Below are 26,588 nucleotides of genomic sequence, written 5' to 3'. Positions count from 1 at the left end.
GCTCATGGCGGCGGTGTCGTGGGGTCAACGGCTAGGGGTGCGGGGGTCGACTTTCTGTTCCGAGCAAGCGAATCGCCGTGCAGGGGGCTAGCCTCGCCCCCGTCCACGAACCCACCGTGAGCCACCGTGGACGCATCGTCTCATGCAAGCAAGTACGACGGTTCGACGTATCCGGCCGAAGCTGCCGAGGCATACGAGCGGCACATGCTTCCGTTCTCTTCGGCCCCTGGGCTCGCGATCTGCTGGCCATTGTCGACTCGCGCGACGGCGAGCGCGTGCTGGACGTGGCGTGTGGCGACACCGCTCGCCCGGGCGCTCAGACAAACCAGCGCTGACGTACTGGACGCGATCGGCGACGAGGCGGCCTGGAGGTATGGATGCGTCGGGTTACGCTGGAGGACAAACGCACGCCCCGGCAAAGGGCGTCAATTGAATGATGCAACACGCATCGCCCGGGATCGCTACCTTGCCCGCCGTCAACTCTTCAGGCCGAACGATTACACCAATGGCGCCGAGCAGCCGCGCCCCAATGGCTTCGACGACGACGCCGACCCCCCGCGCGATGTGCGCGCGCGCGGCTGGCGGCAGCGCCTTTGCGGCCGGCACCATCAACCGACTCGACAGCAGCCTCCCGCAGCGCCTCGCCGGGTGCGCGGCGCCACCGACTTAGCGCCGATGCTGGCTCGACTTCAGCGTGGCGTGATGCTGATGCTGGCGCTGGTCGCTGCGACGTGGCTCCTGATCGGGTGGAGCGCCGGACATCCGGTCATCGGCGTGCTGGGCGTCATGCTAATTTCGTTCGGCTACACCGTTGTGCTGGCGGCCGAGTTCGCAATGCTGGTGTGCGTGCATGGCGGCGACCCCACGCCGCGCGCGCGGTGCGGCGAACTGGTGCGGGCCTGGTTAAGCGAGTGCGTCGTGGCCTGGCAGGTCTTCGTGTGGCGCCAGCCTTTCCGCGCCGACCGCTGGCCCGACGTGCCGGGGCGCTCTGGCGTGCGTGGCATCGTGTTCGTGCATGGCTATGTCTGCAACCGCGGTCTGTGGTCGCCGTGGCTCGAGCGCTGTACTGCCGAGCACCGCCCCTGCGTGGCCGTCAGCCTGGAGCCGGTGTTCAGCGAACTCGATGTCTACGTGCCGCAGATCGAGCAAGCGGTCGCCCGTCTGGAGCGCGAGACCGGACTGCCGCCGCTCGTGGTCTGCCACAGCATGGGTGGGCTCGTGGTTCGCGCTTGGCTGGCGGCGACGCCGGGGGCCGACAAGCGCGTGGATCACGTCGTGACGATCGCAACGCCCCATCGTGGCACTTGGCTGGCGCGGCTTGGCCGTACCGCCAATGTGCTGCACATGCGCAGCAGCAGTGACTGGCTGGCCGCGTTGAAGGCGCGTGAGGCGGCCACGCTGGCGGCGCGCTTCACTTGCTTCTACAGCCACGCAGACAACATCGTGTTTCCACCCCGCGCTGCCACGATGGCCGGTGCCGACAACCGCCATCTGCGCGCCACCGCGCATATGGCCATGGCGTTCCACCCGCAGGTGGTCGCCGAGGTGGCGCGGCGGATCGGCGGCGGCGCTGCTGTCGCGTGACGCGCCCGCTTAGCGCGGATCCGGGCCGGGGCCGAAAACGCGCTCGCCGTCAAGCACCGTACCGACCCCGACCGTCGTTTGCTGCCGAACCGCCGCGTAAAGCGGCGTGAAGTCTGGCGCCGTCGCGTTGAACAACTGCTCGAAGCTGTCGATCACGAAATAGCTGCCCTGGAAGCTGTCGATCCTGTAGAGGCTGCGCATCAGCCGCTGCAGCCCAAACGCGACGCGGTTCGGCTCGGGGCTCGTCACCGCGTAGTGCAGTTCGCCCGCGCTCGACAGGATGCCCGCACCGTAGGCGCGCAAGCCCTCGGGCGTGGCGATCAGGCCGAATTCGACCGTGTACCAGTAAAGGCGCGCCAGCAACTCGCAGGCATCGAGTCGTGAAGCCTTCAAGCCGCCCCGGCCGTAGGCCTGCATGTAGTTGGCAAACACCGGGTTGAACAGCAGCGGCACATGGCCGAACAGGTCGTGGAAGACATCGGGCTCGACCACGTAGTCGAACTCCTCGGGCTTGCGCATCCAGTCGGTGACCGGGAACTTGCGCTCGGCAAGCAGTGCGAAGAAGGCCTCCTCCGGAATCAGTCCCGGCACGCCGACCACCTGCCAGCCGGTGGCCCGTTGCAGGCGCTCGGAAATGTCGTCGAAGCGCGGGATGCGCTCGGGTGCGCCGAGCTGCGAAACGGCATCGATGAATTCGTGGCATGCCAGCCCCGGCAACTGCTGCAACTGGCGGGCGTACAGACGTCGGTAGGTGTCGTGATCCTGCTCGGTGTACTGCGAGAAATCCTGCTCGCAGGTGTAGTCGGCGCGCGCGCGCGAGTAGTTGCCGCGAGGCGCTCGATCGCCCTGCCCATAGGTGACCGGGGCGACACCCTGATTGACGCCCTTGTCGCTGTTCAATGTGGCCTCCACGGCGCCGTGCGCCGGTCTCCCGCGGGGGGCGTTTGCCCGCTTGGGGCGGCCCGACGCGGTCATGGTCGGCGCAGCACGCCGCGGCGCATCTGGTCAAGCTCGATGCTCTCGAACAATGCCTTGAAGTTGCCCTCGCCGAAGCCCTGGTCTCCTTTGCGCTGGATGAACTCGAAGAAGATCGGCCCGAGCTGGTTCTCGCTGAAGATTTGCAGCAGCAGCTCGCCGGCCTTGCCATCGATGAGGATCTTGCGGCGCCGCAGCGCCGCCACGTCTTCGCCGTGACCGGGAATGCGCTGGTCCACCAGCTCGTAGTAGGTGTCGATGGTGTCGAGCAGCGTCACGCCTGCGGCGCGCATCGCATCGACCGTGGCCGGCAGGTCGTTCGAGCCGAGCGCAATGTGCTGGATGCCCTCACCGTGGTAGCGATCCAGGTACTCTTGGATCTGGCCGGCGGTTTCGTTGCCCTCTTCATTGATGGGAATGCGGATCTTGCCGCAGGGGCTGGTCATGGCCTTGCTCTTCACGCCGCTGACCTGGCCTTCGATGTCGAAGTAGCGAAGCTGCCGAAAGTTGAACAGGCGTTCGTAGAACTCGGCCCACTCGGCCATGCGTCCGCGGTGTACGTTGTGCGTGAGGTGGTCGATCGTGGTCAGGCCGTTGCCCTTGGGTTCGAGGCTTGCACCCGGCAGCGGCTCGAAGTCGACGTCGAAAAAGCCGATGTCGCCGATCGCGCCGGCCTGGGCACCGCCCTTGCCGCGCCAGCGGTCCACAAGGTAGATCAGCGAGTCGCCGATGCCCTTGATGGCCGGGATGTTCAGCTCGCCCGGCCCCGCCGTGCCGGCATAGGCCCAGGCGCCCAGCGACTGCGCGCGCTCGTAGGCCCGCCGCGTGTCCTGCACGCGAAATGCGATCGCGCAAATGCTCGGCCCATGCAGGCGCGCGAAGCGCTGCGCGAACGAATCGGGCTCGGCGTTGACGATGAAGTTGATCTCGCCCTGGCGGTACAACGTCACCGCCTTGTGGCGATGCCGGGCAATGGGCCGAAAGCCCATGCGCTCAAACAACGCACCCATCGCGACCGGGTCGGGCGCCGCGTATTCGATGAACTCGAAGCCGTCGGTGCCCATCGGGTTGTCCCACGGAGAAAAACGCATGGCGTGCCTTCGAGTCGCTCGATGGTTCGTTTATAGGCGAGCCGACCCCGCTTTGCTGCGCGGGTCGCGGTCCACCCCACCGGGGGCTCGACCGAAGGCCGAGCCCGGCTCCATCCTGCCCGGTTCGCTGACCGCGGCGGCGATCGCTCCCGATCGGCTCGGCGCCGTGTGGTGCGTGAACCGCTGGCGAAAAAAGTCGGTGGCGTGAGCGACGACCACGGTGACTTACGGCTGCGCGTCGAGCGCGAAAAAGGCGCCGGAGGCGGCGATCACCGCCGCCGGCTGGTCGCGATGCGGCGAGTGTCCGCAGTGCTCGAGCTCGAGCAATCGGCACTGTCCCCCAGGCAGTGCTTCGGCGATGCCATCGATCTGGGCCATGGTGCCGTATTCGTCCTGTTCGCCCTGGATCGCCAGCAACGGACAGCGGATGTCGGGCAGCAGCGCCTTGATGCTCCAGCGAGCGAATGCTGGGTTCAGCCAGATGTCGTTCCAGCCCCAGAACGCCGAATCCACGTCGTCGTGGTGACGGGCCAGTTTGGCTCTGAAGTCGGTGCTGCGATAGGTTTCGCGCACCGCCGCGATGCTGGCCACCGACAAGGTCTCCACGACGATGTGCGGCGCCAGCACGATGGCGCGCGTCACGCGCTCGGGGAATGTGGCCGCATGGATGAGGGCAATCGAGCCGCCGTCGCTGTGGCCGAAGAGCGCATAGCGTGGCGGCGCCTGTAGCGCGGTCAGCAGCGCTGGCAACACGTCGCGCGCCTGTTGGTGCATGAAGTCCACGCCCCAGTGCTCGTCGGGCGCGCGCGGCGTGGAGCGGCCGTAGCCCGGACGCGAGTAGACCAAGCCGCGGTGGCCGGTGGCCTCGCACAGGCGCGAAGGAAAGTCGCGCCACATCGCGAGCGACCCCAGGCCTTCGTGCAGGAACACCAGCAAGGGCGCTGCCGGCGCGCTGCTGCCGACGAAGGCGTGCTCGATGTCGAGCATGCGGCCGGCGGCTTCGATACGGACTTGTTCACTCATTCGGGCTTGGGTCCGCGTCGGTGGCGGTGCCTCATGCTTGGCCGAGCTCGCGCAGTTTGAAGCGCTGGATCTTGCCCGTCGCCGTCTTCGGCAGTTCGGCGATGAACTCGATGCGTCGCGGGTACTTGAAGGGGGCCAGCTTGTCCTTCACGAAGGCCTTGAGTTCGGCCTCGGTCTCGGTGGCCGCCAAGTGGCCATTCTTGAGCACCACGTAGGCCTTGGGCTTGGTAAGACCGTCGGCGTCGATGACGCCGACCACCGCCGCCTCCAGCACCGCAGGATGCTGGATCAACGCCGCCTCCACCTCGAAGGGCGAGACGTACTGGCCGCTCACCTTGAGCATGTCGTCGCTGCGGCCAGCGTAGGTGTAGACGCCGGCAGCGTCGCGCGAGTACTTGTCACCGCTGCGCGTCCAGCTGCCCTGGAACGTGGCCTGCGACTTTTCTCGCTGCGCCCAGTACATGAGTGCGGCGCTGGCGCCCTTGACGAACAGGTCGCCGACCTCGTCATTGCCGCTCGGGTGGCCATCGTCGCCGCGCAGCTCGATCTCGTAGCCGGGGACCGGCCGACCACTCGTTCCGTAGTGGACGTCGCCCGGTGCGTTGGACAGAAAGATATGCAGCATCTCGGTGGAGCCGATGCCGTCGAGCACGTCACAGCCGAACTGTTTGCGAAAGCGCTCGCCGATCTGGCGCGGCAGCGCCTCGCCGGCCGAGGTGCAGACGCGCAGTGCCAGCTGGCCCTGCGCGGGCGGCTCGGGCGCGGCCAGCATCGCGGCATAGAGCGTGGGCACGCCGTAGAAGACGGTCGACTGGTGTTGGCAAAGGCGTTGGAACACGGCCGCGGGCGTCGGCCGCTCTGCCATCAACACCGTGGTGGCGCCAGCGGCGAGCGGAAAGCTCAGGCCATTGCCCAGGCCGTAGGCAAAGAACAGCTTGGCGGCCGAGAACACCACATCGTTCTCGCTCAGCCGCAGCACGTTCTTCGCGTAGGTTTCCACCGTCCAGTAAGGGTTGGCATGGCTGTGTACCGTGCCCTTGGGGCGGCCCGTGGAGCCGGAGGAATAGAGCCAGAAGGCGATGTCGTCGGCGGCCGTGTCGGCGGGCGCGGCCATCGGGCTCGCGTCGAGCAGGCCCTCGAAATTGCGGCAGCGGCCCGGCAGCTCTTGCGCCGCGCGCGACACCACGATCTCGCGCACCGCATGCTTGCCCGCGTCGAGCGCCGCCTGCAGCGTGGCGAGCAACGCGCCGGAGACGAGAGCGGCCTGCGCACGGCTGTGCGCGAGCATGAAGGCGTAGTCGGCGGGGGTGAGCAGGGTGTTCACGCACACCGGGACGACGCCGGCATAAAGGCAGCCGAGGAAGGCCACCGGCCAGTCGGTGCAGTCGTGCATCAGCAGCAGCACGCGCTCCTCGCGGCGCAGGCCAAGGGCCGTGAGCCCGCTCGCGAAGCGCCGGCTGCGCTCGGCAAGGGCGCCGTAGCTCAGCGTGCCGGCATCGTCGATGTAGGCGGGCTTGCCGGCGCGCCCGATGTTCAATGCGAACAAGTAGTCGGCGAAGTTCAGGCGTTCGGGCGGCGGATTCAGCGCGATGCTCATGAGCAGTTCTTCGTGGCTGCCGTTGGGTTGCGTCGGCAAACGGCTTGAAAATTAACGCAAGCGAAACACATCGTCAAGCACTATATTGCATGTTTTCCGAGGGACGAATGGATCGACTCCTGATCTCTCCTTGGCAGGCCCCCGTGCCGGATGCCGCCGCGGCACGCGAGCCTTTTCTGATGGCGCTCGGCGAGCGCGTGCGCACCCTGCGCGCCCGCAAAGGCCTCACGCGCAAGGGTTTGTCGCAGGGCGCGGGTGTGTCGGAGCGCCACCTGGCCAACCTCGAGCTGGGTGTCGGCAACGCCTCGATCCTGGTGCTGCGCCAAGTGGCTCATGCCTTGTCGTGTTCGCTCGCCGAGCTGCTGGGCGACCCCACCACGGCATCGCCCGAGTGGTTGCTCATGCGCGACCTGCTGGCCGGGCGCAGCGAAGCCGAACTGCAGCGCGCGCGCGGCGCATTGATGCCGCTGTTCGGCGGCACGGCGCGGGTCGGTTCCGAGCGGGCGCGGCGCATTGCGCTGGTCGGGCTGCGTGGCGCCGGCAAGTCCACGCTCGGTCAGATGCTGGCCGACGAATTCGGGCTGGTCTTCATCGAGCTCAACCGCGAAATCGAGCGCCTGGCGGGGTGTTCGCTCGCCGAGATTCACAACCTTTACGGACCCAGCGCCTACCGCCGCTACGAGCGGCGCGCCCTCGAGGAGACGATCGCCAGCCAGCCCGACGCGGTGATCGCCACGCCGGGCGGCATCGTCTCCGACCCGGCCACCTTCGGCCTGCTGCTGGCGCAGTGCTTCACCGTCTGGCTGCAGGCTTCGCCCGAAGAGCACATGCAGCGCGTGATCGACCAAGGCGACCTGCGGCCGATGGCGGGCAGCGGCGGCAACGAGGAGGCGATGGACGATTTGCGCCGCATCCTGCTGGGCCGCGCGGCCTTCTATGGCAAGGCTGACCTGAAATTTGCAACGACCGGCCTGCCGTTGGACGAGACCTGCGCCCGGCTCGGCGCGGCATTGCGCTCGGCGCGGGCCACTCCCGCGCCGCAGTGAAGGCGCGCTCGAGAGGGCATCCGGTTCAACGCGATGACCATGCACTATGGTGCATGCGCGGCGTCGAATCGCGTCCATGAGACTCCTGCCCTTGTCAGCGGTCGAAGGCGTCCGCGACGCTGAGCACCTTACCGGTTTCGGCCGCCTCGTAGCCGAGCAACGACGCCACCGACGAGCGGTAGGCGGGTGATTGCATCAGCGTGAGCACCGTGCGCATGGTCGGCTCGGTCAGCGCCGCCTTGGTCACCGCGAAAAAATAGCGCTCACGCACGAGCGGAAGAAACTGCAGCCCGAAGCGCTGCGCCGCGGTCTGCACGCCGATGCCCACGTCGGCCATGCCGCTGGCGATGTAGGCGGCGATCGCGGCGTGGGTGAATTCGGTGCTGTCGTAGCCCACCACTTCGGCCGGCAGGATGCCGGCCTTGCCCAGCAGCAATTCGGTGAGCATGCGCGTGCCCGAACCTTCAGGCCGGTTGACGAAGCGCACGTCGGCGCGTTTCAGGTCGGCCAGGCCGCGAATGCGCTTGGGATTGCCGGGCGCGACGAACAGGCCCTGCGTGCGCACGGCCAGGTGCACCAGGCTGTGGACCTGCGGCTTGAGCCAGCGCATGTAGCGCTGCGCGGCCTGCGCCTCGAACTCGCCGATCGGCACATGAAAGCCCGCCAGGTCGCATTCGCCGTGCGCCAGCGCCGCGACTGACTCGAGGCTGTTGCGGTAGCGCAGCTCGACCGACAGCGCTGCGGCCTCGAGTTTTTCAACCAGCGCGGCGACCGCGAAACCGTGGCTTGCGTGCAGCCGCAGTGCCGCCACGGCGGTCGGGCGCGCCGGCAAGGCACGGTCGAGTTCGTGCTCCAGCTCGGAGGCGAGCGACGACAGCAGCGGCGCGAGGCGCGCGGTGATGCGCCGGTCGGCCCAGATCAGCTTTTCTGCCAGCGGCGTGAGCGTCGATCCGCGCCCGCGGCCGGCATCGACCAAGGCATGGCCGAACAGCACCTCCGCGCGCTTGACCTGGCCCCACGCATGCCGGTACGACAGGCCGACGCTGCGCGCGGCTTGCGCAATGGCGCCGCTTTCCTGGATCGCGGCCAGCAGCGACAGCAGGCCGGTGGTGTCGACCGGCTCTTCGGCGTCGTGAGACACGCCCCAGTGAGGCGTGATCTGAATCCTCATCATTCGGCGGGCCTATACATATATCTGGGGGGTTGCGGCGCTAACCTTCCGCAGTTCGACTCCGGGTCGAGATATGTTCATTGGAGCATGAGCTTGGGCCCGGCCAACTCCTCGAAAACGATGAATGCCCCGGTGATTCCTATTCAGGTGCTGCGCGACCCGTCCGTCAAGCCGCGCCGCTCATCCGGTGAGCGGCCGGTCGATGCGCAACTGGTGGCGGCGGTGCGCGAAACGCTGGCGAGCCGCCCCGGCCTCGCGTTGCGGCGCGACCTGCTCATCGAGCACCTGCACACGCTCAACGACCGCCACGGCCAGCTGCGCACCGACCACTTGGCCGCGCTGGCGCAGCTACTGCGGCTGTCGCAGGCCGAGGTCTACGAGGTGGCCAGCTTCTACCACCACTTCGATGTCGTTCGCGAAGGCGCCGACGGTTCGTACGCAGCGCCTGCGGCGCTCACCGTGCGCGTGTGCGACGGCATCGCCTGCGAACTCGCGGGCGCCACCGACCTTCTGGCGCGGCTGCCCGCGCTGCTCGGTACCGAGGTGCGCGTCGTTGCCGCACCGTGCATCGGCCGCTGCGAACAAGCGCCGGCGGTGGCCGTGCATCAGTACCCGATCGCCCACGCCACGCCGCAGTCGGTGCAGGCCGCAGTCGTGGCCAAGCTCACGCACCATGAGCCGGCGCCGACCATCGACCTCGCGGCCTACCGCGCAGCAGGCGGCTACCGCGCGCTGCGGCAATGCCTGCGCAACGAGCGCGACATCGAGTCGGTGCTGGGGACGATGGAATCCTCGGGCTTGCGCGGCTTGGGTGGCGCCGGTTTTCCCAGCGGGCGCAAGTGGCGCATCGTGCGCGGCCAAGCGGCGCCGCGGCTGATGGCGGTCAACATCGACGAGGGCGAGCCGGGCACCTTCAAGGACCGCGTCTACCTCGAGCGCGACCCGCATCGCTTTTTAGAAGGCATGCTCATCGCCGCCTGGGCGGTCGGCATCGACGCGATCTACATCTACCTGCGCGACGAATACCACGGTGCGCGCGCACTCCTGGAGCGCGAACTCGCGGCGCTCGAGGCCGACCCGCCGATGCGCGACATGCCCACCATCGAGCTGAGGCGCGGCGCCGGTGCCTACATCTGTGGCGAGGAGTCGGCCATGATCGAATCGATCGAAGGCAAACGCGGCATGCCGCGGCTGCGCCCGCCCTACGTGGCGCAGGTGGGCCTGTTCGGTCGCCCGACACTCGAGCACAACTTCGAGACGCTGTACTGGGTCCGTGACATCCTCGAAAAAGGCGCCGACTGGTTTGCCGGCCAGGGCCGCAACGGCCGCCAGGGCCTGCGTTCGTTCTCGGTCTCGGGGCGCGTCCAGAAGCCCGGTGTCCACCTCGCGCCGGCCGGCATCACCTTGCGCGAGCTGGTGGCCGAATACTGCGGCGGCATGCAAGAGGGCCACGCGCTCTACGCCTACCTGCCCGGCGGCGCCTCGGGCGGTATCCTGCCCGAGCGCCTGGCCGACGTGCCGCTGGACTTCGACACCTTGCAGCCGCACGGCTGCTTCATCGGCTCGGCCGCGGTGGTGGTGTTGTCTGACCGCGACCGCGCCACCGATGCGGCGCGCAACCTGATGAAGTTCTTCGAGCATGAGAGTTGCGGCCAGTGCACGCCCTGCCGTTCGGGCACGGCCAAGGTCAACGAGCTGATCGCGACCGACCGCTGGGACGTGGGCCTGCTCGCCGAGCTGTCCCAGGTGATGCGTGACGCCTCGATCTGCGGGCTGGGCCAGGCGGCGCCGAACCCGATCGATTGCGTGGTGAAGTACTTTGCGCAGGAGCTTGACGCATGAATGCCCCTTTGACGTCCAGGCTGCTGGCTCCCGAGACCGCAACGGTCGAATTCACGCTCGACGGACGCAACGTGCAGGCGCGCGCCAGCGAGACGATCTGGGCCGTCGCCAAGCGCGAGGGCACCACCATCCCGCACCTGTGCCACAAGGAAGGCCTGGTGCCGGCCGGCAACTGCCGCGCCTGCATGGTCGAGGTGGACGGAGAGCGCACTCTGGCGGCGTCATGCTGCCGCAGCGTGGCGGCGGGCATGAAGGTGCGCACCGACAGCCCGCGCTCGGTGGCGGCGCGCAAGATGGTGGTCGAGCTGTTGATGAGCGACGCCGGTGCCACCACCGACGACTACACGCATGAATCCGAGCTGAGCGGCTGGGCGCAGACGCTCGACGTGCCGCGTGGCCGCCTGCCGCGACGCGACGCTCATTACGCCGCGGCCGACACCAGCCACCCGGCCATCGCCGTCAACCTCGACGCCTGCATCCAGTGCACGCGCTGCCTGCGCGCCTGCCGCGACGAGCAGGGCAACGACGTGATCGGCCTGGCGCTGCGCGGCGCCCATGCGCGCATCACCTTCGATGCCGACGCGACGCTCGGCGACTCCAGCTGCGTGGCCTGCGGCGAATGCGTGCAGGCCTGCCCGACCGGCGCGCTCATGCCGGCGCGCGGCGCGGGCCTGGCCACCATCACCAAGAAGGTCGATTCGGTCTGCCCCTACTGCGGCGTGGGCTGCCAGCTCACCTGGAACGTCGGACCCAACGAGCGCGGCGAAGAGCGCATCCAGTTCGTGACCGGCCGCGACGGCCCGGCCAACCATGGGCGCCTGTGCGTCAAGGGCCGCTACGGCGTCGACTACATCCACAACCCCAAGCGACTGATGCGCCCGCTGGTGCGGCGCGAAGGCGTGAAGAAGGACCCGAACGACATCGAGCGGTTCAAGCTCGGCGAACTGCCGCTCGACACGCTGTTCCGTGAAGCGAGCTGGGACGAGGCGCTCGACCTTGCCGCCGACGGCCTGCGGCGCATTCGCGATTCGTCCGAGCACGGTTACGGCTCGGCGCTGGCCGGCTTCGGCTCGGCCAAGGGCAGCAACGAAGAGGCCTATCTGTTCCAGAAGCTGGTGCGCCAGGGCATGGCGAGCAGCCATGTGGACCATTGCACGCGCTTGTGCCACGCCAGCTCGGTGGCAGCACTGCTCGAAGGCATCGGCTCCGGCGCGGTGAGCAACCCGGTGGCCGATGTGGCCGAAGCCGAACTGATCTTCCTGATCGGCGCCAACCCGACGGTGAACCACCCGGTCGCCGCGACCTGGATCAAGAACGCGGTGGACCGCGGCGCCCGGCTGGTGATCTGCGATCCGCGCCGCACGGCGCTGACGCGGCGTGCCGCCTGGCATCTGCAATTCCGCCCCGACACCGACGTGGCGCTGCTCAACGGCCTGCTGCACGTCGTCATCGCCGATGGCCTGGTCGACCAGGCCTTCGTTGCCGCCAGAGTCAATGGCTACGAGGCGCTGAAGGCGTCGGTGGCCGAGGCCACGCCCGAGCGCATGAGCGAAATCTGCGGCATCGATGCCGACACGATTCGCGCCGTGGCGCGCGCCTTCGCCACAGCCAAGTCTTCGATGATCCTGTGGGGCATGGGCATCAGCCAGCATGTCCATGGCACCGACAACGCGCGCGGCCTCATTGCGCTGGCGCTGCTCACCGGCCAGATCGGCCGGCCGGGCACCGGCCTGCATCCACTGCGCGGCCAGAACAACGTGCAGGGCGCCAGTGACGCCGGGCTGATCCCGATGATGTTGCCCAACTACCAGCGGGTTTCCGACGCCGGGGTGCGCGCGCAATTCGAAGCGCTGTGGGGAGGCACGACCATCGATTCGCGGGCGGGTCTGACCGTCGTGGAGATCATGCATGCCGTGACCGAGGGCCGCATCCGTGGCCTCTATGTCGAAGGCGAGAACCCGGCCATGAGCGACCCCGATCTCGGGCATGCGCGCAAGGCGCTGGCGAGCCTGGAGCACCTGGTCGTGCAGGACATCTTCGCCACTGAAACAGCGGTGCTGGCCGACGTGGTCTTGCCGGCCTCGGCGCAACCCGAGAAGTGGGGCAGCTACACCAACACCGACCGCCTGATCCAGATCGGCCGACCCGCCCTCGTGCCGCCCGGCGACGCGCGACAGGATTTGTGGGCCATCGAGCAGATCGCGCGCCGCCTGGGCGCCGGCTGGAACTATTGGCGTGCCGACGACGGTGACGGCCGCAGCGCGGCCGAGGCGCCGGTGGCGCGCGTTTATGAAGAAATGCGCGTGGTGATGGAGCCGCTGGCGGGCGTGCCGTGGTCGCGCCTGGTGCGCCAGGACGCGGTGGTCACGCCGGCCGCGCGCGAAGACACACCCGGCGACAGCATTGTCTTCATCGACAGCTTTCCCACGCCCGACGGCCGCGCCACGGTCGTGCCCACCAGCTTCAAACCCGGCGCCGAGCAGGTCGACGCCGAGTTCCCGTTCGTGCTGACCACCGGTCGCGTGCTCGAGCATTGGCACACCGGCGCGATGACGCGCCACGCCAGCATGCTCGACGCGCTCGCGCCCGAGGCGCTGGTCTCGCTGCATCCGGCCGACGCGCTGGCGCTGGGTATCGGCGACGGCAAGGCGCTCACCTTGGCAACGCGCCACGGCACGGTCCAGGCGCGCGCCCAGATCAGCGACGACGTGCAGCCGGGCCAGGTGTTCCTGCCGTTTGCCTTCTGGGAAGCGGCCGCCAACAAGCTCACCGGCGACGCACTCGATGCGGTGGCCAAGATTCCCGGTTTCAAGGTGACTGCGGTGAAGGTGATGGCGGTGGCCTGAGTTGACGAACCAACGCCCCTGCGGGGCTGCCCGCCGTTGGGGCGCTCAGCCCTCTTGGGGCGACCCGGCGCAGGCCTGACGCCGTTTTCGCGGCACCGTCCTACAGCGACCCCCCCAAACGTCCGATAGCGCAAAGCTCGGCAGAGGGCGACATTTAATGCACGGAGTCGTGCATGCGCCCCAACCCTTCGATCGCCCTGTTGCTGGCCTTCTTGGTCGCTGGCCCGGTGTTCGGGCTCGAGCAGGTGCCCTCGAACGGTGAGAACGCAGCGGGCGAGTGGCGACTCCATCCCCGACTCGAGGCGCAATCGGAAGACATCGCGCCGCACGCCCAGCGCACGAGCGTGGGTTATCGCTGGTGGGCCGGCAACGAGCGCGTCGCTTTCGGCGCGGGTGTCGGCGCCGTCAGCTACAGCTTCGCGGCGCCGGCCGGCTTGGCACTCGACCCGTCACGGCCCTTCAACCCTATGGTCGGCCCGGTGCTCACGCTGGGCTGGAGGTGGCGTCTGGGCACGACGACCGTGTATGCCGACACCTCGGCCGGTTACTTCGCGGCGCGCGACGGCCTGCAGCAAGATTTCGCCAGGAACGGTGTGCCGTGGAAGGTGACGCAATCGCGCATGGGCCTGGACCAGGGCAGTTTCGCGGTGCAGTTCGACTCGGGCTACCGCATGTCGCTGCGCCCGCGCCGGGGCGGCCTGGCGATCATGGTGCGTGGCACCTTCTGATCAGGCGGCGAGCCGGCGCGGCGCCGAGGCTTCGTCGGCATAGACCGCGCCGAAGCGATTGCCTAAGAACGCGTCGAGCGCCACGTCCTCCTGCTTCACGAATCCCGCCTGCGCAATCACGCCCTCGCGCAGCAGGTCGAGCATGGCGCACAACGCCGAGGCGGTGGTGATCTGAATGGCGCTGTGCGTGGTGCCGTGCAGCGAGCGGCTGTAGATCTTGCGCACCACGCTGTCCTGCAGGAAGCGGCGCTGGCCGTGCTCGTCGTCGCGCACGCCGGCGGCCGTGGCGAACACGATCACCACGTCCTGCGTGGTCGCCGGCAGCGCGTTCTCCAGGATGTCTTTGAGCAGCTCGCGGCGGTCCTTCAGGCGCAGGTCGTGCAGCAGCGTCTTCATCACGGCAGCGTGCCCGGGATAGCGGATGGTGCGGTAATTGAGCGTGCGCACGCGGCCTTCGAGCGTCTCGCACAGCGTGCCGAGTCCGCCCGAGGTGTTGAAGGCTTCGTACAGCACGCCGTCGAGCGAGAACTCCTCGCGCTCCTCCAGCGCCGGCACCTGCGTGCGGCGACCATCGACGATGGCCTCGCAGGGCTCGCAGTATTCGTTGATCACGCCCTCGGTGCTCCAGGTGAGGTTGTAGTTCAGCGAGTTGCTAGGAAAGGTGGGCAGCGCGCCGACCCGCATGCGCACCGAATCGAGCGGCTCGAAACGCCGCGCCAGGTCGGCCGCCACGATGCTGATGAAGCCCGGCGCCAGGCCGCACTGCGGTATGAAAGCGTGGGGGGCGCCGGTGGCGATCTCGCGGATGCGCCGCGTGCTTGCCACGTCTTCGGTGAGGTCGAGGTAGTGGCAACCGGGCCGCGCGGCGTTGCCGCGCGCCGCCTCGGCCACCTTCACCGTGAGCCTGTAGGGCAGTGCGCTCAGCACGGCGTAGCGGCCGTGCAGCGCGGCGCCCAGCGCGGCGGGGTCGTTCACGTCGAGCACCAGGGTGTCGATCTGAGCATGGCGCGGCGCGCCCGACAGCGCCTCTGCACTGCGATCGGCCAAGCTCACGCGGTAGTCGCTGCGACCGCCGGTTTCGGCGTGCGCCAGCAACTCGGCCACGACCGAGCCAATCTTGCCGCCGCCGAGCACGAGGATGGACTGCATGGCGCGCTCCTTGGAAATACCGATCAATGCCTTCAGCTTGCGCGGCGGCGTCGTCGAAAGCAGCTGAAATAATGCCGAATCAAAGGTCACACTTCGGCAATACGACGTGCAGGAGCCAACGAAATGATCAGTCTCGACGCCACCGACCGTGTGCTGCTGAACCTGCTGCGTGAAAACGCCCGCCGGGCCACCGCCGAGCTCGCGCGCGAACTCGGCCTCTCGCGCACCACGGTGCAAAGCCGCATCGCGCGGCTCGAACGCGCGCGCGTGATCACCGGCTACACGGTCACGACCGACGACGGCGTCGAAGCCGCGCTGGTGCGCGCCCACGTGATGATCACGGTGGGCCCCAAGCAGACCGGCGCGATCGAAGCGGCGCTGCGCAAGATCGCGGCGGTGCGCAGTCTGCATTCGGTGAGTGGCGCGTTCGACCTGCTGGCAGTGTTGGCGGCGCCCTCGATCGCCGAATTGGACGCGCTGATCGACCGCATCGGCGCGCTCGGTGGCGTGGAGCGCACCACGTCGGCGATCGTGCTGTCCACGCGCATCGATCGTTGACGAGCGCATGGCTTTGCCGGGGCGGGTGGGCCCCCGCCTCGCTGTGCGGCATCAGCCCGCGCGGATCGGGCAGGGTTTTCGCTGCCGCGGACACTGCGAAACGTGGGATGTACAAAAGGCATCGGCAGTTGAAACATCCGCGCTGCTGCCCGGCAGCGTTCGACCGTCACAGCAAACTTCAAGGAGAACACTGATGCATCGCCACCCCTTCATCCGCAGCGCCATCGCGCTGGCTTCGCTCGTTACTGTCTTTGCCGCGCAGGCCGCGCCGACCAACCCGCCCAACGACTGTGCCGGCCTGCCCGACAGCGCCACGCTCGAAACCGCCCTCAAGGCGGCGGCGGCCGCCACCAACGGCGGCTTCGGTCTGCCGATGTGGGGCACCGTGGTCAACCGCTACGGCGTCGTGTGCGCCGTCGCGACCACCGCTTCCACGATGGACGGCGCCTGGCTCAACAGCCGCGTCATCTCGGCCCAGAAGGCCTACACCGCCAACGGCTTCAGCCTGCCCGGCCTGGCCATCGCGAGCGCGCAGCTGTTCTCGGCGGTGCAGCCCGGCGGCTCCCTGTACGGCCTGCAGCACAGCAACCCGGTCGACCCGCGCGTCGTCTACCGCGGCGACTCCACCAAGTACGGCACGACGACCGATCCGATGCTCGGGCTCAAGCCGGGCGGCATCAATGTGTTCGGCGGCGGCTTGGCGCTCTACGCCGGTGCGACCAAGCTCGGCGCGGTGGGCGTGAGCGGCGACTCCTCCTGCGCCGATCACAACATCGCCTGGCGCGTGCGCAACGAGCTTTCCAAGGTCGGCGGTACCGTGACGGTGACCAACAGCGTGCCGGCCGGTCTGCGCACCGCGCAGGTCGGCACCACCACCCAGCCGGTGGCCGTCTCCGGTCAGGGCGACGACGGCATCATGTACGGCAGCACCGGCTTCCAGCACGCCTTGTGCGGCGGCACCGAGCCGGCACAGACGCTGCCGGCCCTCAACTGAAGGAGGTTCTCATGAACCGCACCTTCACGAACCGCGCGCGACTGGGCGCGCTCGTGCTCAGCGCAGCCTGGAGCCTGGCCGCCTGCGGCGGGTCGGACGGCCCGGTGGCTGCGGCGCCGTCACCGGCGCCCGCACCGGCGCCCGCACCGCAAAACACGCCGAGTTCGACCCAGATCGCCAGCGCCCAGCAAGCGATGGACGGGGCTGCCGGGCCGGCGATCAGCGGCAGACCGAGCCCCGGCAACATCCTTGATGCCCAGCTCGCACTCGACGCGGGCACGCTGAGCGGCACGACCGACATCGCGCAAACCCAGGCGACGATGGATGCCTCGTCGCCGCTCACGCCCTACCAGTAGGCGCGTCGAGCCCCGGCCCGCCCGCGAGTCGCCCTCAGCGCCGCGTGGGCGGGCCGGGGGCTGTGGGTGCCGATGCGGCGCTCGCAGCGCTCGCGGCCCTGCGCTGCAGCTCGGCGAGTGCGTGACGGCCCCGTGTTTCGTCTTCGGTCGCCCGAAATTCCTTCATCGCGGCTTCGCGCTGTGCCTCGCGCACCGGGGCTGGTGTGCCCTCGACCCAGGCGCGCTGCGCGCCTTCGGCACTGCGCCGCAAGGCGTCGCGCATGCGCAAATTTTCGGCGTTGCGCTGGCGCTCGGGCTCACCGCTCTGCCACCACCAGCCGAGCGCTGCCAGGGCCACAACGGCCAGCAGCACCAGCGCACCAATGCGTCGTATCGGTGTCTTCATCGAAGCGGCGCCTCGGGCTGCAGGCAAGTTGGAGAGCGCAGGCTGCAACGACGGTGGGCAACCATCCGCGCCCTCAAGCCACGATCCGCTGACGCTGCGCACCGAGTCCTTCGATGCCCAGCGTCACCACGTCGCCGGCCTTCAGGAATTGCGGCGCCGGCTTCATGCCCATGCCCACGCCCGGCGGTGTGCCGGTGGCGATGAGGTCGCCGGGCAGCAGGGTCATGCACTGGCTCACGTAGCTCACCAGCCGCGCCACCCCGAACACCATGGTGGCGGTGGTGCCACGCTGGCGCGGCAGGCCGTTCACGTCGAGCCAGAGCGAGAGCGATTGCGGGTCGCGCAGCTCGTCGGCGGTGACGAGCCAGGGGCCGACGGGCCCGAAGCCGTCGAAGCCCTTGCCCTTGTCCCAGGTGCCGCCGCGCTCGTGCTGCCAGGCGCGCTCGCTCAGGTCGTTGACGACGCAATACCCGGCCACGTGCTTCAGCGCCTCGGCCTCGCTGACGCGCCGCGCCGTCTTGCCGATCACCACGCCGAGTTCGACCTCCCAGTCGGTCTTGTGCGAGTCGGGCGGCAACTGCACGTCATCGTCGGGCCCGGCCAGGCAGGTGGTCGCCTTCATGAAGATGATCGGCTCGGTGGGAACCGGCATGCCCGTCTCGGCCGCGTGGTCACGGTAGTTCAGACCGATGCCGACAAACTTGCTGATGCCGGTGAAGGGCAGGCCCAGGCGCGGCGTGCCGCGCACGCGCGGCAATGACAGCGGATCGAGGCGGCAGAGGCGGCCCAGACCGGCCAGGCCGAGTGTGGGCAAGTGCAGGTCATCGATCACGCCCGAGAGGTCGCGCAGCGCGCCGCTCGCGTCGATCAGGCCCGGCCGCTCGCGGCCCATGCGTCCATGGCGAACAAGTTTCATCGTGTCTCTCCTGCACCTAAGTGACGGTTTTGGCTAGAGTGTGTCGCACCTACCTCGCCACGTCTCGGGAAGACGCCACTCATGCTCATCCTGCCATCGCTGCCCACGGCGCCGCGCGCCACACGCTCCATGCGTCGCGTGGCACAGCGGCTCGTCGCGCCGTTGGCGGCGCGGCTCGCCGCGCTGCGGCTGCCCTGCGCGATCGTGCTGCCCGACGGCAGCAGGCTCGGCGCCGATCCGGCGCGCGTGACCTTGACCTTGCGCGACCTGTGGCTGCTGGCCCCGCTGCTTCGCGGGCGCATCGGCGTACTGGCCCAGGCGCACGTGGAAGGCCGGCTCGACCTCGACGGCACGCCGCGCGATCTCTGCGACGTGGCCGCCGCGTTGCTGGGGGCCGATGATCCGGTCACCGACGCCACGCCGCCGGGCGCGCTGGTCAAGGGCTGGTCGGGCCTGTTGCGCGCGAGTCGCTCGCTGGCCCGCCACAGCCCGCAGCGCGATCGCGCGCAGGTCGAGTTCCATTACGACGTCTCCAACGATTTCTATGCGCTCTGGCTGGACGAGCGGCGCGTCTACTCGTGCGCCTACTGGCCCGAGGGCGTCAACAGCCTCGCGGCGGCGCAAGAGGCCAAGCTCGAGCTGATCTGCCGCAAGCTCATGCTCGCACCCGGCGATCGCCTGCTCGATGTCGGCGCCGGCTGGGGCGCCTTGCTGGTGTGGGCGGCCGAACGGCATGGCGCGCAGGCCCATGGCATCACGCTGTCGCGCGAGCAGCACGCCCATGTGCAGCAGCTGATCGACGCGCGCGGCCTGCGCGGCCGCGTGAGCGTGGCCCTGTGCGATTACCGCGAGCTGCCCGAGACCGAGCCCTACGACAAGATCGCCTCGGTGGGCATGTTCGAGCACGTCGGCCATGCGCAACTGCCCATCTATTTCGGCAAGCTCTGGCGCCTGCTCGCGCCCGGCGGCCTGCTGCTCAACCACGGCATCACCGCCGCTGGCGTACACAACCCGCAGCTCGGCGCGGGCATCGGTGATTTTGTCGAGCGCTACATCTTTCCCGGCGGCGAACTCGTGCATGCCGCGCAGGTGCTGGCGGCCATGGCCGAAGCCGGGCTGGAGACGCTCGACATGGAGAACCTCCGGCCGCACTACGCGCGCACCTTGTGGGCGTGGAGCGACGCGCTCGAGCAGCGCCTGGACGCCGCGCGCGCGCTCACCTCCGAGCGCGTGCTGCGTGCCTACCGGCTCTACCTCGCGGGCAGCGCGATGGGCTTCGAGCGCGGCTGGATGGCGCTGCACCAGATGCTCGCAACGCGCCCCACCGGGCGTGTCGAGGGCACGCGATTGCGCGGCGCACAATCGGTTTACCCCTTCCAGCGCGACCACGTTCTTCCCTGTTCTCCCCTCACTGAAAGTGCTTCGAACATGCTCTACAAGTTCAAGTCCAAAGCGGCCGGCGACGTGATCATGACCGCCCCGGTGGGCGACGCGATCCTGCGCCGCATCGGCCGCGAGCCCGCGCCCCAAGGCATCTTCGAGGCGGCCGACCTGCCGGCGACGATCGCCGCGTTAGAGGCCGCGATCGCCACCGACGAGACGGCGCGCGATGCGGCCGAGTCCCAGGCGCGCCAGGCCGGCCACGCGCCCGGCCCGCGCGAGGGCGTCACGCTGCGCCAGCGCGCCTGGCCGCTGATCGAAATGATGCGCAGGGCGCAAGCGGCCGGCCAGGAAATCGTCTGGGGCGTCTGAGCATGAGACTCACGAGCTGCAGCCGGGCCGATGGCGCCTCGATTCCCGAGCCTTATGCCGCCGGTCGGCGCGACGCGGCCAGCGCCGTGGCCTTCGCAAGCAACATCTCGCCACGGCTCGCGTGGAGCGACGCGTCCGCCGACGATGTTTCGGCCATCGATGCCGGCGCAGACCGGGTTGGCCACACGGCCTGAAGTGACTTCGCATGCGCCTGGCACCTGCTCGCGTTGGCGACGCCATCGCTGCCATCGACACCCCGTCGCTGGTCATCGATCTCGACGCCTTTGAGCGCAACCTCGCCAGGATGGCCGCGTTTGCGCGCGAGCGCGGCGTGCGGCTGCGTCCGCATGCCAAGACGCACAAGTGCGCGGCCATCGCGCTGCAACAGATCGCGCTCGGCGCGGTCGGCGTGTGCGTGCAAAAGACCGGCGAGGCGGCGGCACTGGTGGCCGGCGGCGTGCGCGACCTGTTCGTGAGCAACGAGGTGATCGCACCGCACAAGCTGGCGCGGCTGGCGGCGCTGGCGGGCGAGGTCAAGCTCGCCATCGCGGTCGACAGCGTGCAAGGCATCGAGCGATTGGCGGCGGCGGTGCGCGCGGCGGGCAGCAGCATCGACGTGCTGGTCGAGGTCGACGTCGGCCACGGCCGTTGCGGCGTCGCGCCGGGCGAGGCGGGTGCGCTGGCGCGCCAGGTGGTCGCGCACGCCGGGCTGCGCTTTGCCGGCCTGCACGCCTACCACGGCCCGGCCCAGCACTTTCGCAGCCCCGCCGAGCGCGAAACGGCGATCCGCCATGCCGTGGCGGTGGCGCTCGCGGCGCGCGCCGCGGTCACCTCGGTTGGCATCGCCTGCCCGCTGGTCACGGGCGCTGGCAGCGGCACCTTCATGCTCGAAGCGGCCAGCGGCGTCTACGGTGAAATCCAACCCGGCAGCTACGTGTTTCTCGACGCCGACTACGCCCGCAACACCGCCGATCCGAACGCGCCGCGCTTCGAGCAGGCCCTCTTCGTCAAGAGCCAGGTGATGAGTCGAGGCCTCGCGCATGCCGTGCTCGACGCCGGCCACAAGTCGCATGCCATCGACTCCGGCCTGCCCACGGTGTGGGGCCGCGACGACCTGGAGTTCACTAACGGCGGCGACGAGCACGGCCTGCTGCGCGTGCGCCTGCGCGGGCGCGAGGCACTGCCGACCCTTGGTGAGACGGTGTGGCTGGTGCCCGGCCACATCGACCCGACCGTCAACCTGCATGACCATCTGGTGGCGCTGCGCGGCGGTCTGGACGGCGGCGTGGTCGAGGCAGTGTGGCGCGTCGACGCCCGCGGTGCGTTGGACTGATATTGAGCCGGGCCTAGCGGCCAAGCGGAGCCGAAGCAGTCGATGGTGTTCCGCTCCCGCTTCCAAAGGGAGAGGGCAGGGTGAGGGCGCCGCCCGCAAGCACCGATCCGCCGTCGGTTGGCAACAGAAAAGCACCCTCACCCAACTCTCTCCGGCAAGCGGGAGAGGGAGCAACCCCAACCCTCCACCTCAAACGGGCGAGCTAGCGGCCCGCGGCGGTTGGGGGGATCCCCGCGCCTCAGGGCCGCGCCTCGAACACCAGGTTGAACGGCGTCTCGGTGGCGCGTCGGAAGTGCTTGAAACCACCCTCCGTGACCACGCCGCGCAAGCGCTTCTCGCCCGCCTGGGCGCCCAGCGCCAGCCCGACTTCCTGCGACTTGGAGGCCGGCGTGCAGACCAGCGTGGAGGCCGAGTAATAGAGGCGCCCGACCGGGTTGAGGTTGTCCTGCAGCGCGTCGTTGGCGAACGGCTCGACGATCATCCAGCAGCCGTCGGGCTTGAGCGCGGCGCGCACGTGCCGCGAGGCGCCCACCGGGTCGCCCATGTCGTGCAGGCAGTCGAAGAACGCCACCAGGTCGTAGTCCTTGCCGGGGAAGTTCTTGGCCGCTGCCACCTCGAACGTCACACGGTCGGCAACGCCGGCCTCGGCGGCGGCCTTGCGTGCCCATTCGATCGAGGGTGCGTGGTAGTCGAAACCGACGAAGCTCGTCTTGGGGTAGGCCTGCGCCATGAGCACGGTCGAGGCGCCGTGGCCGCAGCCCACGTCGGCCACGCGTGCGCCGGACTCGAGCTTGCTGTCGACGCCGTCGAGCGCGGGAATCCAGCTCGACACCAGGTTGGCCGCATAGCCAGGGCGGAAGAAGCGCTCGGTGCCCTGGAACAGCATCGCGTCGTGCTCATGCCATCCGTAACCCAGCCCGGTGCGGAATACACCCGCCAGCCGCGGCACCGACCTGAGCGCGCCAAGCACGACCTGGAAGGCGCCCGGAATGAACGCCGGGCTGCCCTCGGTGGCCAGCGCGAAGACCTGTTCCTCGGTCATGTGGAAGTGGTCGGCGGCGGCGTCGTATTCCACGTAGCCCGAGGCGGCCTGCGCGCTGAGCCACTCGCGCACGTAGCGCGCGTCGGTCTGGGTGGCGCGCGCCAGCTGCTCGGCGCTCATCGGGCCGACCGCCAGCGCCTTGTACAGGCCTAGCTGGTCGCCCAGCAGCACCGTGCCGGCATGCATTGCCGCGCCGATGTCGCCGACGAAGCGGCCCATGAATGCATTGAGCTTGTCCATGTCGATGGCCATCGCGTCCTCCAGAGGTTGAAAGACAACAAGGCTAGTCGTTCGGTCGACGCGGCGCCATAGTGATTTGATGCGCGCTCGGCACGCCGTCAGCCGTTCTAGGGGACCGCCGCGCGCCGCGCGCCGGGCGGCCGCGCCTTGTGCGGCAAGGCCGTGGCGCCTCGCGGCGAAGACCGCAGGGGCACAATCTTCGGCATGAAGATCACACGACAAATCCTTGCGGCCACTGCGCTCGCGCTCGCCGCGCCGCTCGCTCTGGCGCATGACTTTCAAGCCGGTGGCATTCACATCGGCCACCCTTGGGCGCGCCCGACCGTGGCAGGCCAGAAGGCCGGTGGCGGCTATCTCAGGCTCGACAACCGCGGTTCGGTCGCTGACCGGCTCGTCGCCGCCAGCGCCGAGGGTGTGGCGGGCCGGGTCGAGATGCATTCGATGACGATGGAAGGCGACGTGATGCGCATGCGCGAGGTCGAGCGTGGCATTGCGCTGCCGTCTGGCCAGGCCGTGGCGCTCGAGCCCGGCGGCTACCACCTGATGCTGATGGACCTGAAGGCGCCGCTGAAGCTGGGCAGCAGCTTCCCGCTCAAACTCAGGTTCGAAAAGGCGGGCGAGGTCATGGTCGACGTCAAGGTCGAAATGCCGGCAGCCGCCCCGGCGGCGAGCGCGACACCGCACCATCACTGAAGATCGTGCAGCGCGCGCTGCACGAGAGGCGGCGCAGGCGTGCCTTCCAGCGAATCCAGCGCTTGCGGTGCCGCCTGGGATGCAGTGCGTGCGGCGCCGCACGCGCGTCGCGTTCAGGCGCTGAAAAGTCCGCCCGCAGCAGCCGGCGGCGTGACACCCAGATGCCGGTAGGCCGCCAGCGTGGCGATGCGCCCGCGCGGCGTGCGCTGCAGGTAGCCCTGCTGGATGAGGTAGGGCTCGATCACGTCTTCGATGGTGCCCGGCTCCTCGCCGATCGCCGCGGCCACGTTGTCCAGGCCGACCGGTCCGCCGTCAAAGCGGTGGATCACGGCTTCGAGCAGCTTTCTGTCCATCACGTCAAAGCCCTGCGGGTCGACGTCGAGCATCACCAGCGCCTTGTCGGCCGTGGCCTGGTCGATGTGCCCCGAGCCCTTGACCTCGGCAAAGTCCCGCACTCGGCGCAGCAACCGGTTGGCGATGCGCGGGGTGCCGCGCGAGCGCTTGGCGATCTCGGCGCCGCCGGCCGCGTCGAGCGGCACCTTCAAGAGGCCGGCCGAGCGCGTGACGATGCGCGCCAGCTCCTCGACGGTGTAGAACTCCAGCCGCGCGACGATGCCGAAGCGGTCGCGCAGCGGGTTGGTCAGCATGCCCGCGCGCGTGGTGGCGCCGATCAAGGTGAAGGGCTGCAGCTCGAGCTTGATGGAACGCGCCGCCGGGCCTTCGCCGATCATGATGTCGATCTGGTAATCCTCCAGCGCCGGGTAGAGGATCTCCTCGACCACCGGCGAGAGGCGATGAATCTCGTCGATGAAGAGCACGTCGTTCTTCTCGAGGTTGGTCAGGATCGCCGCCAGTTCCTTGGGCTTCTCCAGCACCGGCCCCGAGGTCTGGCGCAGGTTCACGCCCAGCTCGATGGCGATGATGTGCGAGAGCGTGGTCTTGCCCAGGCCGGGCGGGCCGAACAGCAGCACATGATCCATTGCCTCGCCGCGCTTTTTGGCCGCGCCGATGAAGATTTCAAGTTGCTCGCGCGCCTTGACCTGGCCCACGTATTCGGCCAGCCCCTTGGGCCGCAGCGCGCGTTCCACCGCCTCCTCATGCGGCGAGCCCGCCGCCGCGCTCACCATGCGACGCGGCGCGGGTGCAGCGGGCGCGAAGTCGTCGGTCTGGATGCTCATGGGGGCATTGTGCGGGAGCGTTGCGCGCACTCAGGCACTGCGTTTGCTCCCTCGGGCGATGGAACGCCGCTGGGAACTCGACGCATTGCGCGGGGTGATGCTCGTGCTGATGACGCTCACGCACCTGCCCACGCTGTTCTCGAGCCCGTTCGGCCAGCCCTTCGGCTTTGTCTCTGCCGCCGAGGGTTTCGTGCTGCTGTCGGCCTACATGTGCGGCGTGGTCTACACACAGCGCGAGCAGCGCGACGGCGAGGAGCCGATGCGCAGCGCTTTGCTGCAGCGCGCGTTCAAGATTTACCTCTGCCAGGCGGCGCTGCTCGTGTTCCTGTTCAGTTTCATCGCGGGCATCGGCTTGCTGGCCGACCAGGACGCGGTCAAGAACCTGATGTCGTTCTATCTGGAGCGGCCGGTTGTCGCCGTGGTCGGCTCCTTGCTGCTGCTCTACAACCCGCCGCTGCTCGACATCCTGCCGATGTACATCGTCTTCATGCTGGCGAGCCCGGTGCTGCTGGTGTTGGGCTTGCGCCGGGGCTTGCGCCGGGGCTGGACGCCGGTTCTCGCGCTCAGCGTGGCGGGTTGGTTCGGTGCGCAGTTCGGGCTCGGGCGCGTGCTGCAGGCGCAGTTGATCGCGCTCACCGGCCTGCCGGTGCCGCCGCAGCAGGGCGGCGCGTTCGACATCCTGGCCTGGCAGTTCCTGTGGGTGCTGGGCCTGTGGATGGGTTCGAGCCAGGCGGCCAAGCGCCCGGCGGTGCCGCAAGGGCTGCCGCACTGGGCGGTGCTCGCGGCGGTGGCGATCGGCGTGGCCGGCACGGTGTGGCGACATGCCGTCGGCCAGGCGGCTTTCCCCACGCTGCCGGGCACGGCCATACCCAACATGCTGTTCGACAAATGGCGGCTCGGCCCGCTGCGCATGCTGGACCTGTTTGCGCTGCTCCTGCTCGTGCTGCACTTCGGCCCCTGGCTGAAGCAGCGGCTGCCACGCCTGCGATTCCTGGAAACGCTTGGGTCGGCCTCGCTGCCGGTGTTCTGCGCCCACCTCGTGGTGGCGCTGCTGGCGTTGGCGCTGTGGGGTGAGCCGGACAAAGAGCGCTCGATCGGCATCGACCTCGGCATCCTGTTCGGCGGCTTCGCGGTGCTGTATGCGGTGGCTCTCATCAGCCAGCAGCTCGACTGCCGTGCGGCCGCGGTGCAAAAGCGCTTCAAGGAGCGCCGAGCAGCGCGTCTTGCACGGCTCGCCGCTACTTCAGGTGAGCGGCGATCACCGACTTCCAGAGCGCATAGCCCTCCGCATTGAGATGCAGCCGGTCGGGTAAGAATAATTCGGCGCGCGGCTTGCCGTCGGCGCCCAGCATGCGTGTGTAGACGTCGATGTAGTCGAGGTTCCGTGTGGCGCGGCTGTAGGCCTCGACCATCGCGTTGGCCTCGCGCACCCGCGGCATCATCGCCTCGCGCAGCGGGCTGGGCTTGATCGACAGGTAGGCAATGCGCGTGGCGGGCAATTCGCGCTTCACGCCTTCCACGAAGGCGGTAAAGCTCGCCAGCACTTCCGCGGGAGAGCGACCTTCGGCAAGGTCGTTGTCGCCGGCATAGACCACCACCCAGCGCGGTTTGTACGGCAACACGAGTTGTTGCAAATGTTCCGCGCAATCGAGCATGCGCGAACCCCCGAAGCCGCGCTTGGTGATCGCCAGCGGCCCCTCGAATTGCTGCTCCAGGTTGTTCCAGAGGCGGATCGAAGAACTGCCGACGAACACCACGCCGCCCGGCGCGGGCGCGCGCGCCTCGTCGGCTGCCGCAAAGGCGTCGAAGCTCTCCTTCCAGCGCGCCGAATCCACCGCCGTGCCGGGCTGCGAATGGGCCGACATCGCAGCGAGCCCGAGCCCACACACGGCCAGCGCCGCTCGGATTGACTTTCGCATCGCCTGCGTGCTCCTTTCGAGCGCCGGATCGACACCCTGTGTATGGGTGTTCGCGAGGACGGCTTCAGTTCCCCGATCGCCGCGATTGTCGCAATCGAAGTGCAAGTGACTGCCGCTCGCGGGGGATGCGTTCCCCGGGCCGCGTCGGGCACGCGTCGACAGGGCGGTTG

The 26,588-nt window shown here is 68.9% G+C and carries 24 protein-coding genes; 13 read left to right on the top strand and 11 right to left on the bottom strand.

The features are described 5' to 3' along the window. The first annotated feature begins 675 nt into the window (after positions 1 to 675). The gene (locus tag RMO12_RS15300) at positions 676 to 1,584 is read left to right on the top strand and encodes an alpha/beta fold hydrolase (protein ID WP_309639926.1); all 909 of its coding nucleotides are present in this window, start codon (positions 676 to 678) and stop codon (positions 1,582 to 1,584) included. 9 nt (positions 1,585 to 1,593) lie between these two features. Here the strand turns inward: RMO12_RS15300 and phhA are convergent, their stop codons facing one another. The 4 genes from phhA to RMO12_RS15280 all read right to left on the bottom strand — a co-directional run bounded on the left by phhA (position 1,594) and on the right by RMO12_RS15280 (position 6,270). Further along, positions 1,594 to 2,484, bottom strand: a complete 891-nt coding sequence (gene phhA / locus RMO12_RS15295) for a phenylalanine 4-monooxygenase (protein WP_309626292.1) — start codon at positions 2,482 to 2,484, stop codon at positions 1,594 to 1,596. A gap of 71 nt (positions 2,485 to 2,555) precedes the next feature. Further along, the gene (gene hppD / locus RMO12_RS15290; protein WP_309639925.1) at positions 2,556 to 3,650 is read right to left on the bottom strand and encodes a 4-hydroxyphenylpyruvate dioxygenase; all 1,095 of its coding nucleotides are present in this window, start codon (positions 3,648 to 3,650) and stop codon (positions 2,556 to 2,558) included. Positions 3,651 to 3,875: 225 nt separating this feature from the next. Beyond that, positions 3,876 to 4,673 (bottom strand): alpha/beta hydrolase, encoded by a 798-nt coding sequence (locus tag RMO12_RS15285; RefSeq protein ID WP_309639924.1) that lies wholly within the window; start codon positions 4,671 to 4,673, stop codon positions 3,876 to 3,878. A gap of 31 nt (positions 4,674 to 4,704) precedes the next feature. Next, positions 4,705 to 6,270: a benzoate-CoA ligase family protein gene (locus RMO12_RS15280; RefSeq protein WP_309639923.1), complete on the bottom strand. Its 1,566-nt coding sequence runs from the start codon at positions 6,268 to 6,270 to the stop codon at positions 4,705 to 4,707. Between the two features lie 107 nt (positions 6,271 to 6,377). Here RMO12_RS15280 and RMO12_RS15275 point away from each other — a divergent pair, with 107 nt between their 5' ends. Continuing rightward, positions 6,378 to 7,316, top strand: coding sequence for a helix-turn-helix transcriptional regulator (locus RMO12_RS15275; RefSeq protein WP_309639922.1), 939 nt, complete (start codon positions 6,378 to 6,380; stop codon positions 7,314 to 7,316). 94 nt (positions 7,317 to 7,410) lie between these two features. Here RMO12_RS15275 and RMO12_RS15270 read toward each other — a convergent pair whose 3' ends face one another. Next, positions 7,411 to 8,490, bottom strand: a complete 1,080-nt coding sequence (locus RMO12_RS15270) for a substrate-binding domain-containing protein (RefSeq protein ID WP_309639921.1) — start codon at positions 8,488 to 8,490, stop codon at positions 7,411 to 7,413. 117 nt (positions 8,491 to 8,607) lie between these two features. Here RMO12_RS15270 and RMO12_RS15265 point away from each other — a divergent pair, with 117 nt between their 5' ends. The 3 genes from RMO12_RS15265 (at position 8,608) to RMO12_RS15255 (ending at position 13,903) form a co-directional block, all read left to right on the top strand. After that, complete coding sequence (locus RMO12_RS15265; RefSeq protein ID WP_309639920.1) at positions 8,608 to 10,329, top strand: NADH-ubiquinone oxidoreductase-F iron-sulfur binding region domain-containing protein; 1,722 nt, start codon at positions 8,608 to 8,610, stop codon at positions 10,327 to 10,329. Further along, positions 10,326 to 13,175, top strand: coding sequence for a formate dehydrogenase subunit alpha (fdhF, locus tag RMO12_RS15260; RefSeq protein WP_309639919.1), 2,850 nt, complete (start codon positions 10,326 to 10,328; stop codon positions 13,173 to 13,175). The genes RMO12_RS15265 and fdhF overlap by 4 nt, the downstream gene beginning before the upstream one ends. Positions 13,176 to 13,348: 173 nt before the next feature. Beyond that, a complete protein-coding gene (locus tag RMO12_RS15255) occupies positions 13,349 to 13,903 on the top strand; it encodes a hypothetical protein (RefSeq protein WP_309639918.1) in 555 nt (184 codons plus the stop codon). Here RMO12_RS15255 and RMO12_RS15250 read toward each other — a convergent pair whose 3' ends face one another. Further along, entirely contained in the window at positions 13,904 to 15,052 is a 1,149-nt protein-coding gene (locus tag RMO12_RS15250; protein ID WP_309639917.1) for a saccharopine dehydrogenase family protein, read from the bottom strand. Between the two features lie 123 nt (positions 15,053 to 15,175). Here RMO12_RS15250 and RMO12_RS15245 point away from each other — a divergent pair, with 123 nt between their 5' ends. The 3 genes from RMO12_RS15245 (at position 15,176) to RMO12_RS15235 (ending at position 16,960) form a co-directional block, all read left to right on the top strand. After that, a complete protein-coding gene (locus tag RMO12_RS15245; protein ID WP_309624197.1) occupies positions 15,176 to 15,610 on the top strand; it encodes an Lrp/AsnC family transcriptional regulator in 435 nt (144 codons plus the stop codon). 193 nt (positions 15,611 to 15,803) lie between these two features. Continuing rightward, positions 15,804 to 16,604 carry a heme-binding protein gene (locus tag RMO12_RS15240; RefSeq protein WP_309624198.1) on the top strand — a complete coding sequence of 267 codons (801 nt, stop codon included), beginning with the start codon at positions 15,804 to 15,806 and terminating at the stop codon, positions 16,602 to 16,604. 11 nt (positions 16,605 to 16,615) lie between these two features. Continuing rightward, complete coding sequence (locus RMO12_RS15235) at positions 16,616 to 16,960, top strand: hypothetical protein (RefSeq protein ID WP_309624199.1); 345 nt, start codon at positions 16,616 to 16,618, stop codon at positions 16,958 to 16,960. Between the two features lie 34 nt (positions 16,961 to 16,994). On the opposite strand, the gene RMO12_RS15230 is transcribed toward RMO12_RS15235, so the two are convergent. Together RMO12_RS15230 and RMO12_RS15225 are read right to left on the bottom strand one after the other, a co-directional pair. Next, positions 16,995 to 17,345 carry a hypothetical protein gene (locus tag RMO12_RS15230; protein ID WP_309624200.1) on the bottom strand — a complete coding sequence of 117 codons (351 nt, stop codon included), beginning with the start codon at positions 17,343 to 17,345 and terminating at the stop codon, positions 16,995 to 16,997. 73 nt (positions 17,346 to 17,418) lie between these two features. Continuing rightward, positions 17,419 to 18,261, bottom strand: coding sequence for a fumarylacetoacetate hydrolase family protein (locus tag RMO12_RS15225; protein ID WP_309639916.1), 843 nt, complete (start codon positions 18,259 to 18,261; stop codon positions 17,419 to 17,421). An 81-nt stretch (positions 18,262 to 18,342) separates the two neighbouring features. Here RMO12_RS15225 and RMO12_RS15220 point away from each other — a divergent pair, with 81 nt between their 5' ends. From RMO12_RS15220 to RMO12_RS15205, 3 genes are read left to right on the top strand one after another with little or no spacing between them, the layout of a single operon-like run. After that, positions 18,343 to 20,013, top strand: a complete 1,671-nt coding sequence (locus RMO12_RS15220) for a class I SAM-dependent methyltransferase (RefSeq protein ID WP_405029692.1) — start codon at positions 18,343 to 18,345, stop codon at positions 20,011 to 20,013. 2 nt (positions 20,014 to 20,015) lie between these two features. Continuing rightward, on the top strand, positions 20,016 to 20,207 hold the full coding sequence (locus tag RMO12_RS15210; protein ID WP_309639915.1) for a hypothetical protein: 192 nt from the start codon (positions 20,016 to 20,018) through the stop codon (positions 20,205 to 20,207). Positions 20,208 to 20,218: 11 nt separating this feature from the next. Beyond that, entirely contained in the window at positions 20,219 to 21,346 is a 1,128-nt protein-coding gene (locus RMO12_RS15205; RefSeq protein WP_309639914.1) for a DSD1 family PLP-dependent enzyme, read from the top strand. 238 nt (positions 21,347 to 21,584) lie between these two features. On the opposite strand, the gene RMO12_RS15200 is transcribed toward RMO12_RS15205, so the two are convergent. Then, on the bottom strand, positions 21,585 to 22,640 hold the full coding sequence (locus RMO12_RS15200; RefSeq protein ID WP_309639913.1) for a class I SAM-dependent methyltransferase: 1,056 nt from the start codon (positions 22,638 to 22,640) through the stop codon (positions 21,585 to 21,587). Positions 22,641 to 22,832: 192 nt separating this feature from the next. On the opposite strand from RMO12_RS15200, the gene RMO12_RS15195 reads away from it, so the two are divergent. Beyond that, positions 22,833 to 23,321, top strand: a complete 489-nt coding sequence (locus RMO12_RS15195) for a copper chaperone PCu(A)C (protein WP_309624205.1) — start codon at positions 22,833 to 22,835, stop codon at positions 23,319 to 23,321. Positions 23,322 to 23,434: 113 nt separating this feature from the next. Here RMO12_RS15195 and ruvB read toward each other — a convergent pair whose 3' ends face one another. Continuing rightward, positions 23,435 to 24,499 carry a Holliday junction branch migration DNA helicase RuvB gene (ruvB, locus tag RMO12_RS15190; protein WP_309639912.1) on the bottom strand — a complete coding sequence of 355 codons (1,065 nt, stop codon included), beginning with the start codon at positions 24,497 to 24,499 and terminating at the stop codon, positions 23,435 to 23,437. A 58-nt stretch (positions 24,500 to 24,557) separates the two neighbouring features. On the opposite strand from ruvB, the gene opgC reads away from it, so the two are divergent. Next, entirely contained in the window at positions 24,558 to 25,793 is a 1,236-nt protein-coding gene (gene opgC, locus RMO12_RS15185; protein WP_309639911.1) for an OpgC domain-containing protein, read from the top strand. On the opposite strand, the gene RMO12_RS15180 is transcribed toward opgC, so the two are convergent. Next, complete coding sequence (locus tag RMO12_RS15180; RefSeq protein WP_309639910.1) at positions 25,738 to 26,364, bottom strand: SGNH/GDSL hydrolase family protein; 627 nt, start codon at positions 26,362 to 26,364, stop codon at positions 25,738 to 25,740. The two genes, opgC and RMO12_RS15180, sit on opposite strands and share 56 nt — an antisense overlap. Positions 26,365 to 26,588 lie beyond the last annotated feature (224 nt).

This window comes from Methylibium sp. (genome assembly GCF_031393925.1).
In the GTDB taxonomy this organism is placed as follows: Bacteria; Pseudomonadota; Gammaproteobacteria; order Burkholderiales; family Burkholderiaceae_C; genus Methylibium.
Note: the sequence above shows the minus strand (reverse complement) of the source record. Positions and strands in the feature narration are given on the sequence as shown.

Bases quoted from the DNA above. Each gene is read 5' to 3' on its own strand.
- opgC (WP_309639911.1), top strand. From the start codon at position 24,558: ATGGAACGCCGCTGGGAACTCGACGCATTGCGCGGGGTGATGCTCGTG.
- RMO12_RS15225 (WP_309639916.1), bottom strand. From the start codon at position 18,261: ATGAAACTTGTTCGCCATGGACGCATGGGCCGCGAGCGGCCGGGCCTG.
- RMO12_RS15180 (WP_309639910.1), bottom strand. From the start codon at position 26,364: ATGTCGGCCCATTCGCAGCCCGGCACGGCGGTGGATTCGGCGCGCTGG.
- RMO12_RS15280 (WP_309639923.1), bottom strand. From the start codon at position 6,270: ATGAGCATCGCGCTGAATCCGCCGCCCGAACGCCTGAACTTCGCCGAC.
- RMO12_RS15265 (WP_309639920.1), top strand. From the start codon at position 8,608: ATGAATGCCCCGGTGATTCCTATTCAGGTGCTGCGCGACCCGTCCGTC.
- RMO12_RS15285 (WP_309639924.1), bottom strand. From the start codon at position 4,673: ATGAGTGAACAAGTCCGTATCGAAGCCGCCGGCCGCATGCTCGACATC.
- RMO12_RS15270 (WP_309639921.1), bottom strand. From the start codon at position 8,490: ATGATGAGGATTCAGATCACGCCTCACTGGGGCGTGTCTCACGACGCC.
- ruvB (WP_309639912.1), bottom strand. From the start codon at position 24,499: ATGAGCATCCAGACCGACGACTTCGCGCCCGCTGCACCCGCGCCGCGT.
- RMO12_RS15200 (WP_309639913.1), bottom strand. From the start codon at position 22,640: ATGGCCATCGACATGGACAAGCTCAATGCATTCATGGGCCGCTTCGTC.
- RMO12_RS15300 (WP_309639926.1), top strand. From the start codon at position 676: ATGCTGGCTCGACTTCAGCGTGGCGTGATGCTGATGCTGGCGCTGGTC.
- RMO12_RS15250 (WP_309639917.1), bottom strand. From the start codon at position 15,052: ATGCAGTCCATCCTCGTGCTCGGCGGCGGCAAGATTGGCTCGGTCGTG.
- RMO12_RS15245 (WP_309624197.1), top strand. From the start codon at position 15,176: ATGATCAGTCTCGACGCCACCGACCGTGTGCTGCTGAACCTGCTGCGT.
- RMO12_RS15205 (WP_309639914.1), top strand. From the start codon at position 20,219: ATGCGCCTGGCACCTGCTCGCGTTGGCGACGCCATCGCTGCCATCGAC.
- RMO12_RS15220 (WP_405029692.1), top strand. From the start codon at position 18,343: ATGCTCATCCTGCCATCGCTGCCCACGGCGCCGCGCGCCACACGCTCC.
- hppD (WP_309639925.1), bottom strand. From the start codon at position 3,650: ATGCGTTTTTCTCCGTGGGACAACCCGATGGGCACCGACGGCTTCGAG.
- fdhF (WP_309639919.1), top strand. From the start codon at position 10,326: ATGAATGCCCCTTTGACGTCCAGGCTGCTGGCTCCCGAGACCGCAACG.
- RMO12_RS15230 (WP_309624200.1), bottom strand. From the start codon at position 17,345: ATGAAGACACCGATACGACGCATTGGTGCGCTGGTGCTGCTGGCCGTT.
- RMO12_RS15210 (WP_309639915.1), top strand. From the start codon at position 20,016: ATGAGACTCACGAGCTGCAGCCGGGCCGATGGCGCCTCGATTCCCGAG.
- RMO12_RS15195 (WP_309624205.1), top strand. From the start codon at position 22,833: ATGAAGATCACACGACAAATCCTTGCGGCCACTGCGCTCGCGCTCGCC.
- RMO12_RS15255 (WP_309639918.1), top strand. From the start codon at position 13,349: ATGCGCCCCAACCCTTCGATCGCCCTGTTGCTGGCCTTCTTGGTCGCT.
- RMO12_RS15235 (WP_309624199.1), top strand. From the start codon at position 16,616: ATGAACCGCACCTTCACGAACCGCGCGCGACTGGGCGCGCTCGTGCTC.
- RMO12_RS15275 (WP_309639922.1), top strand. From the start codon at position 6,378: ATGGATCGACTCCTGATCTCTCCTTGGCAGGCCCCCGTGCCGGATGCC.
- RMO12_RS15240 (WP_309624198.1), top strand. From the start codon at position 15,804: ATGCATCGCCACCCCTTCATCCGCAGCGCCATCGCGCTGGCTTCGCTC.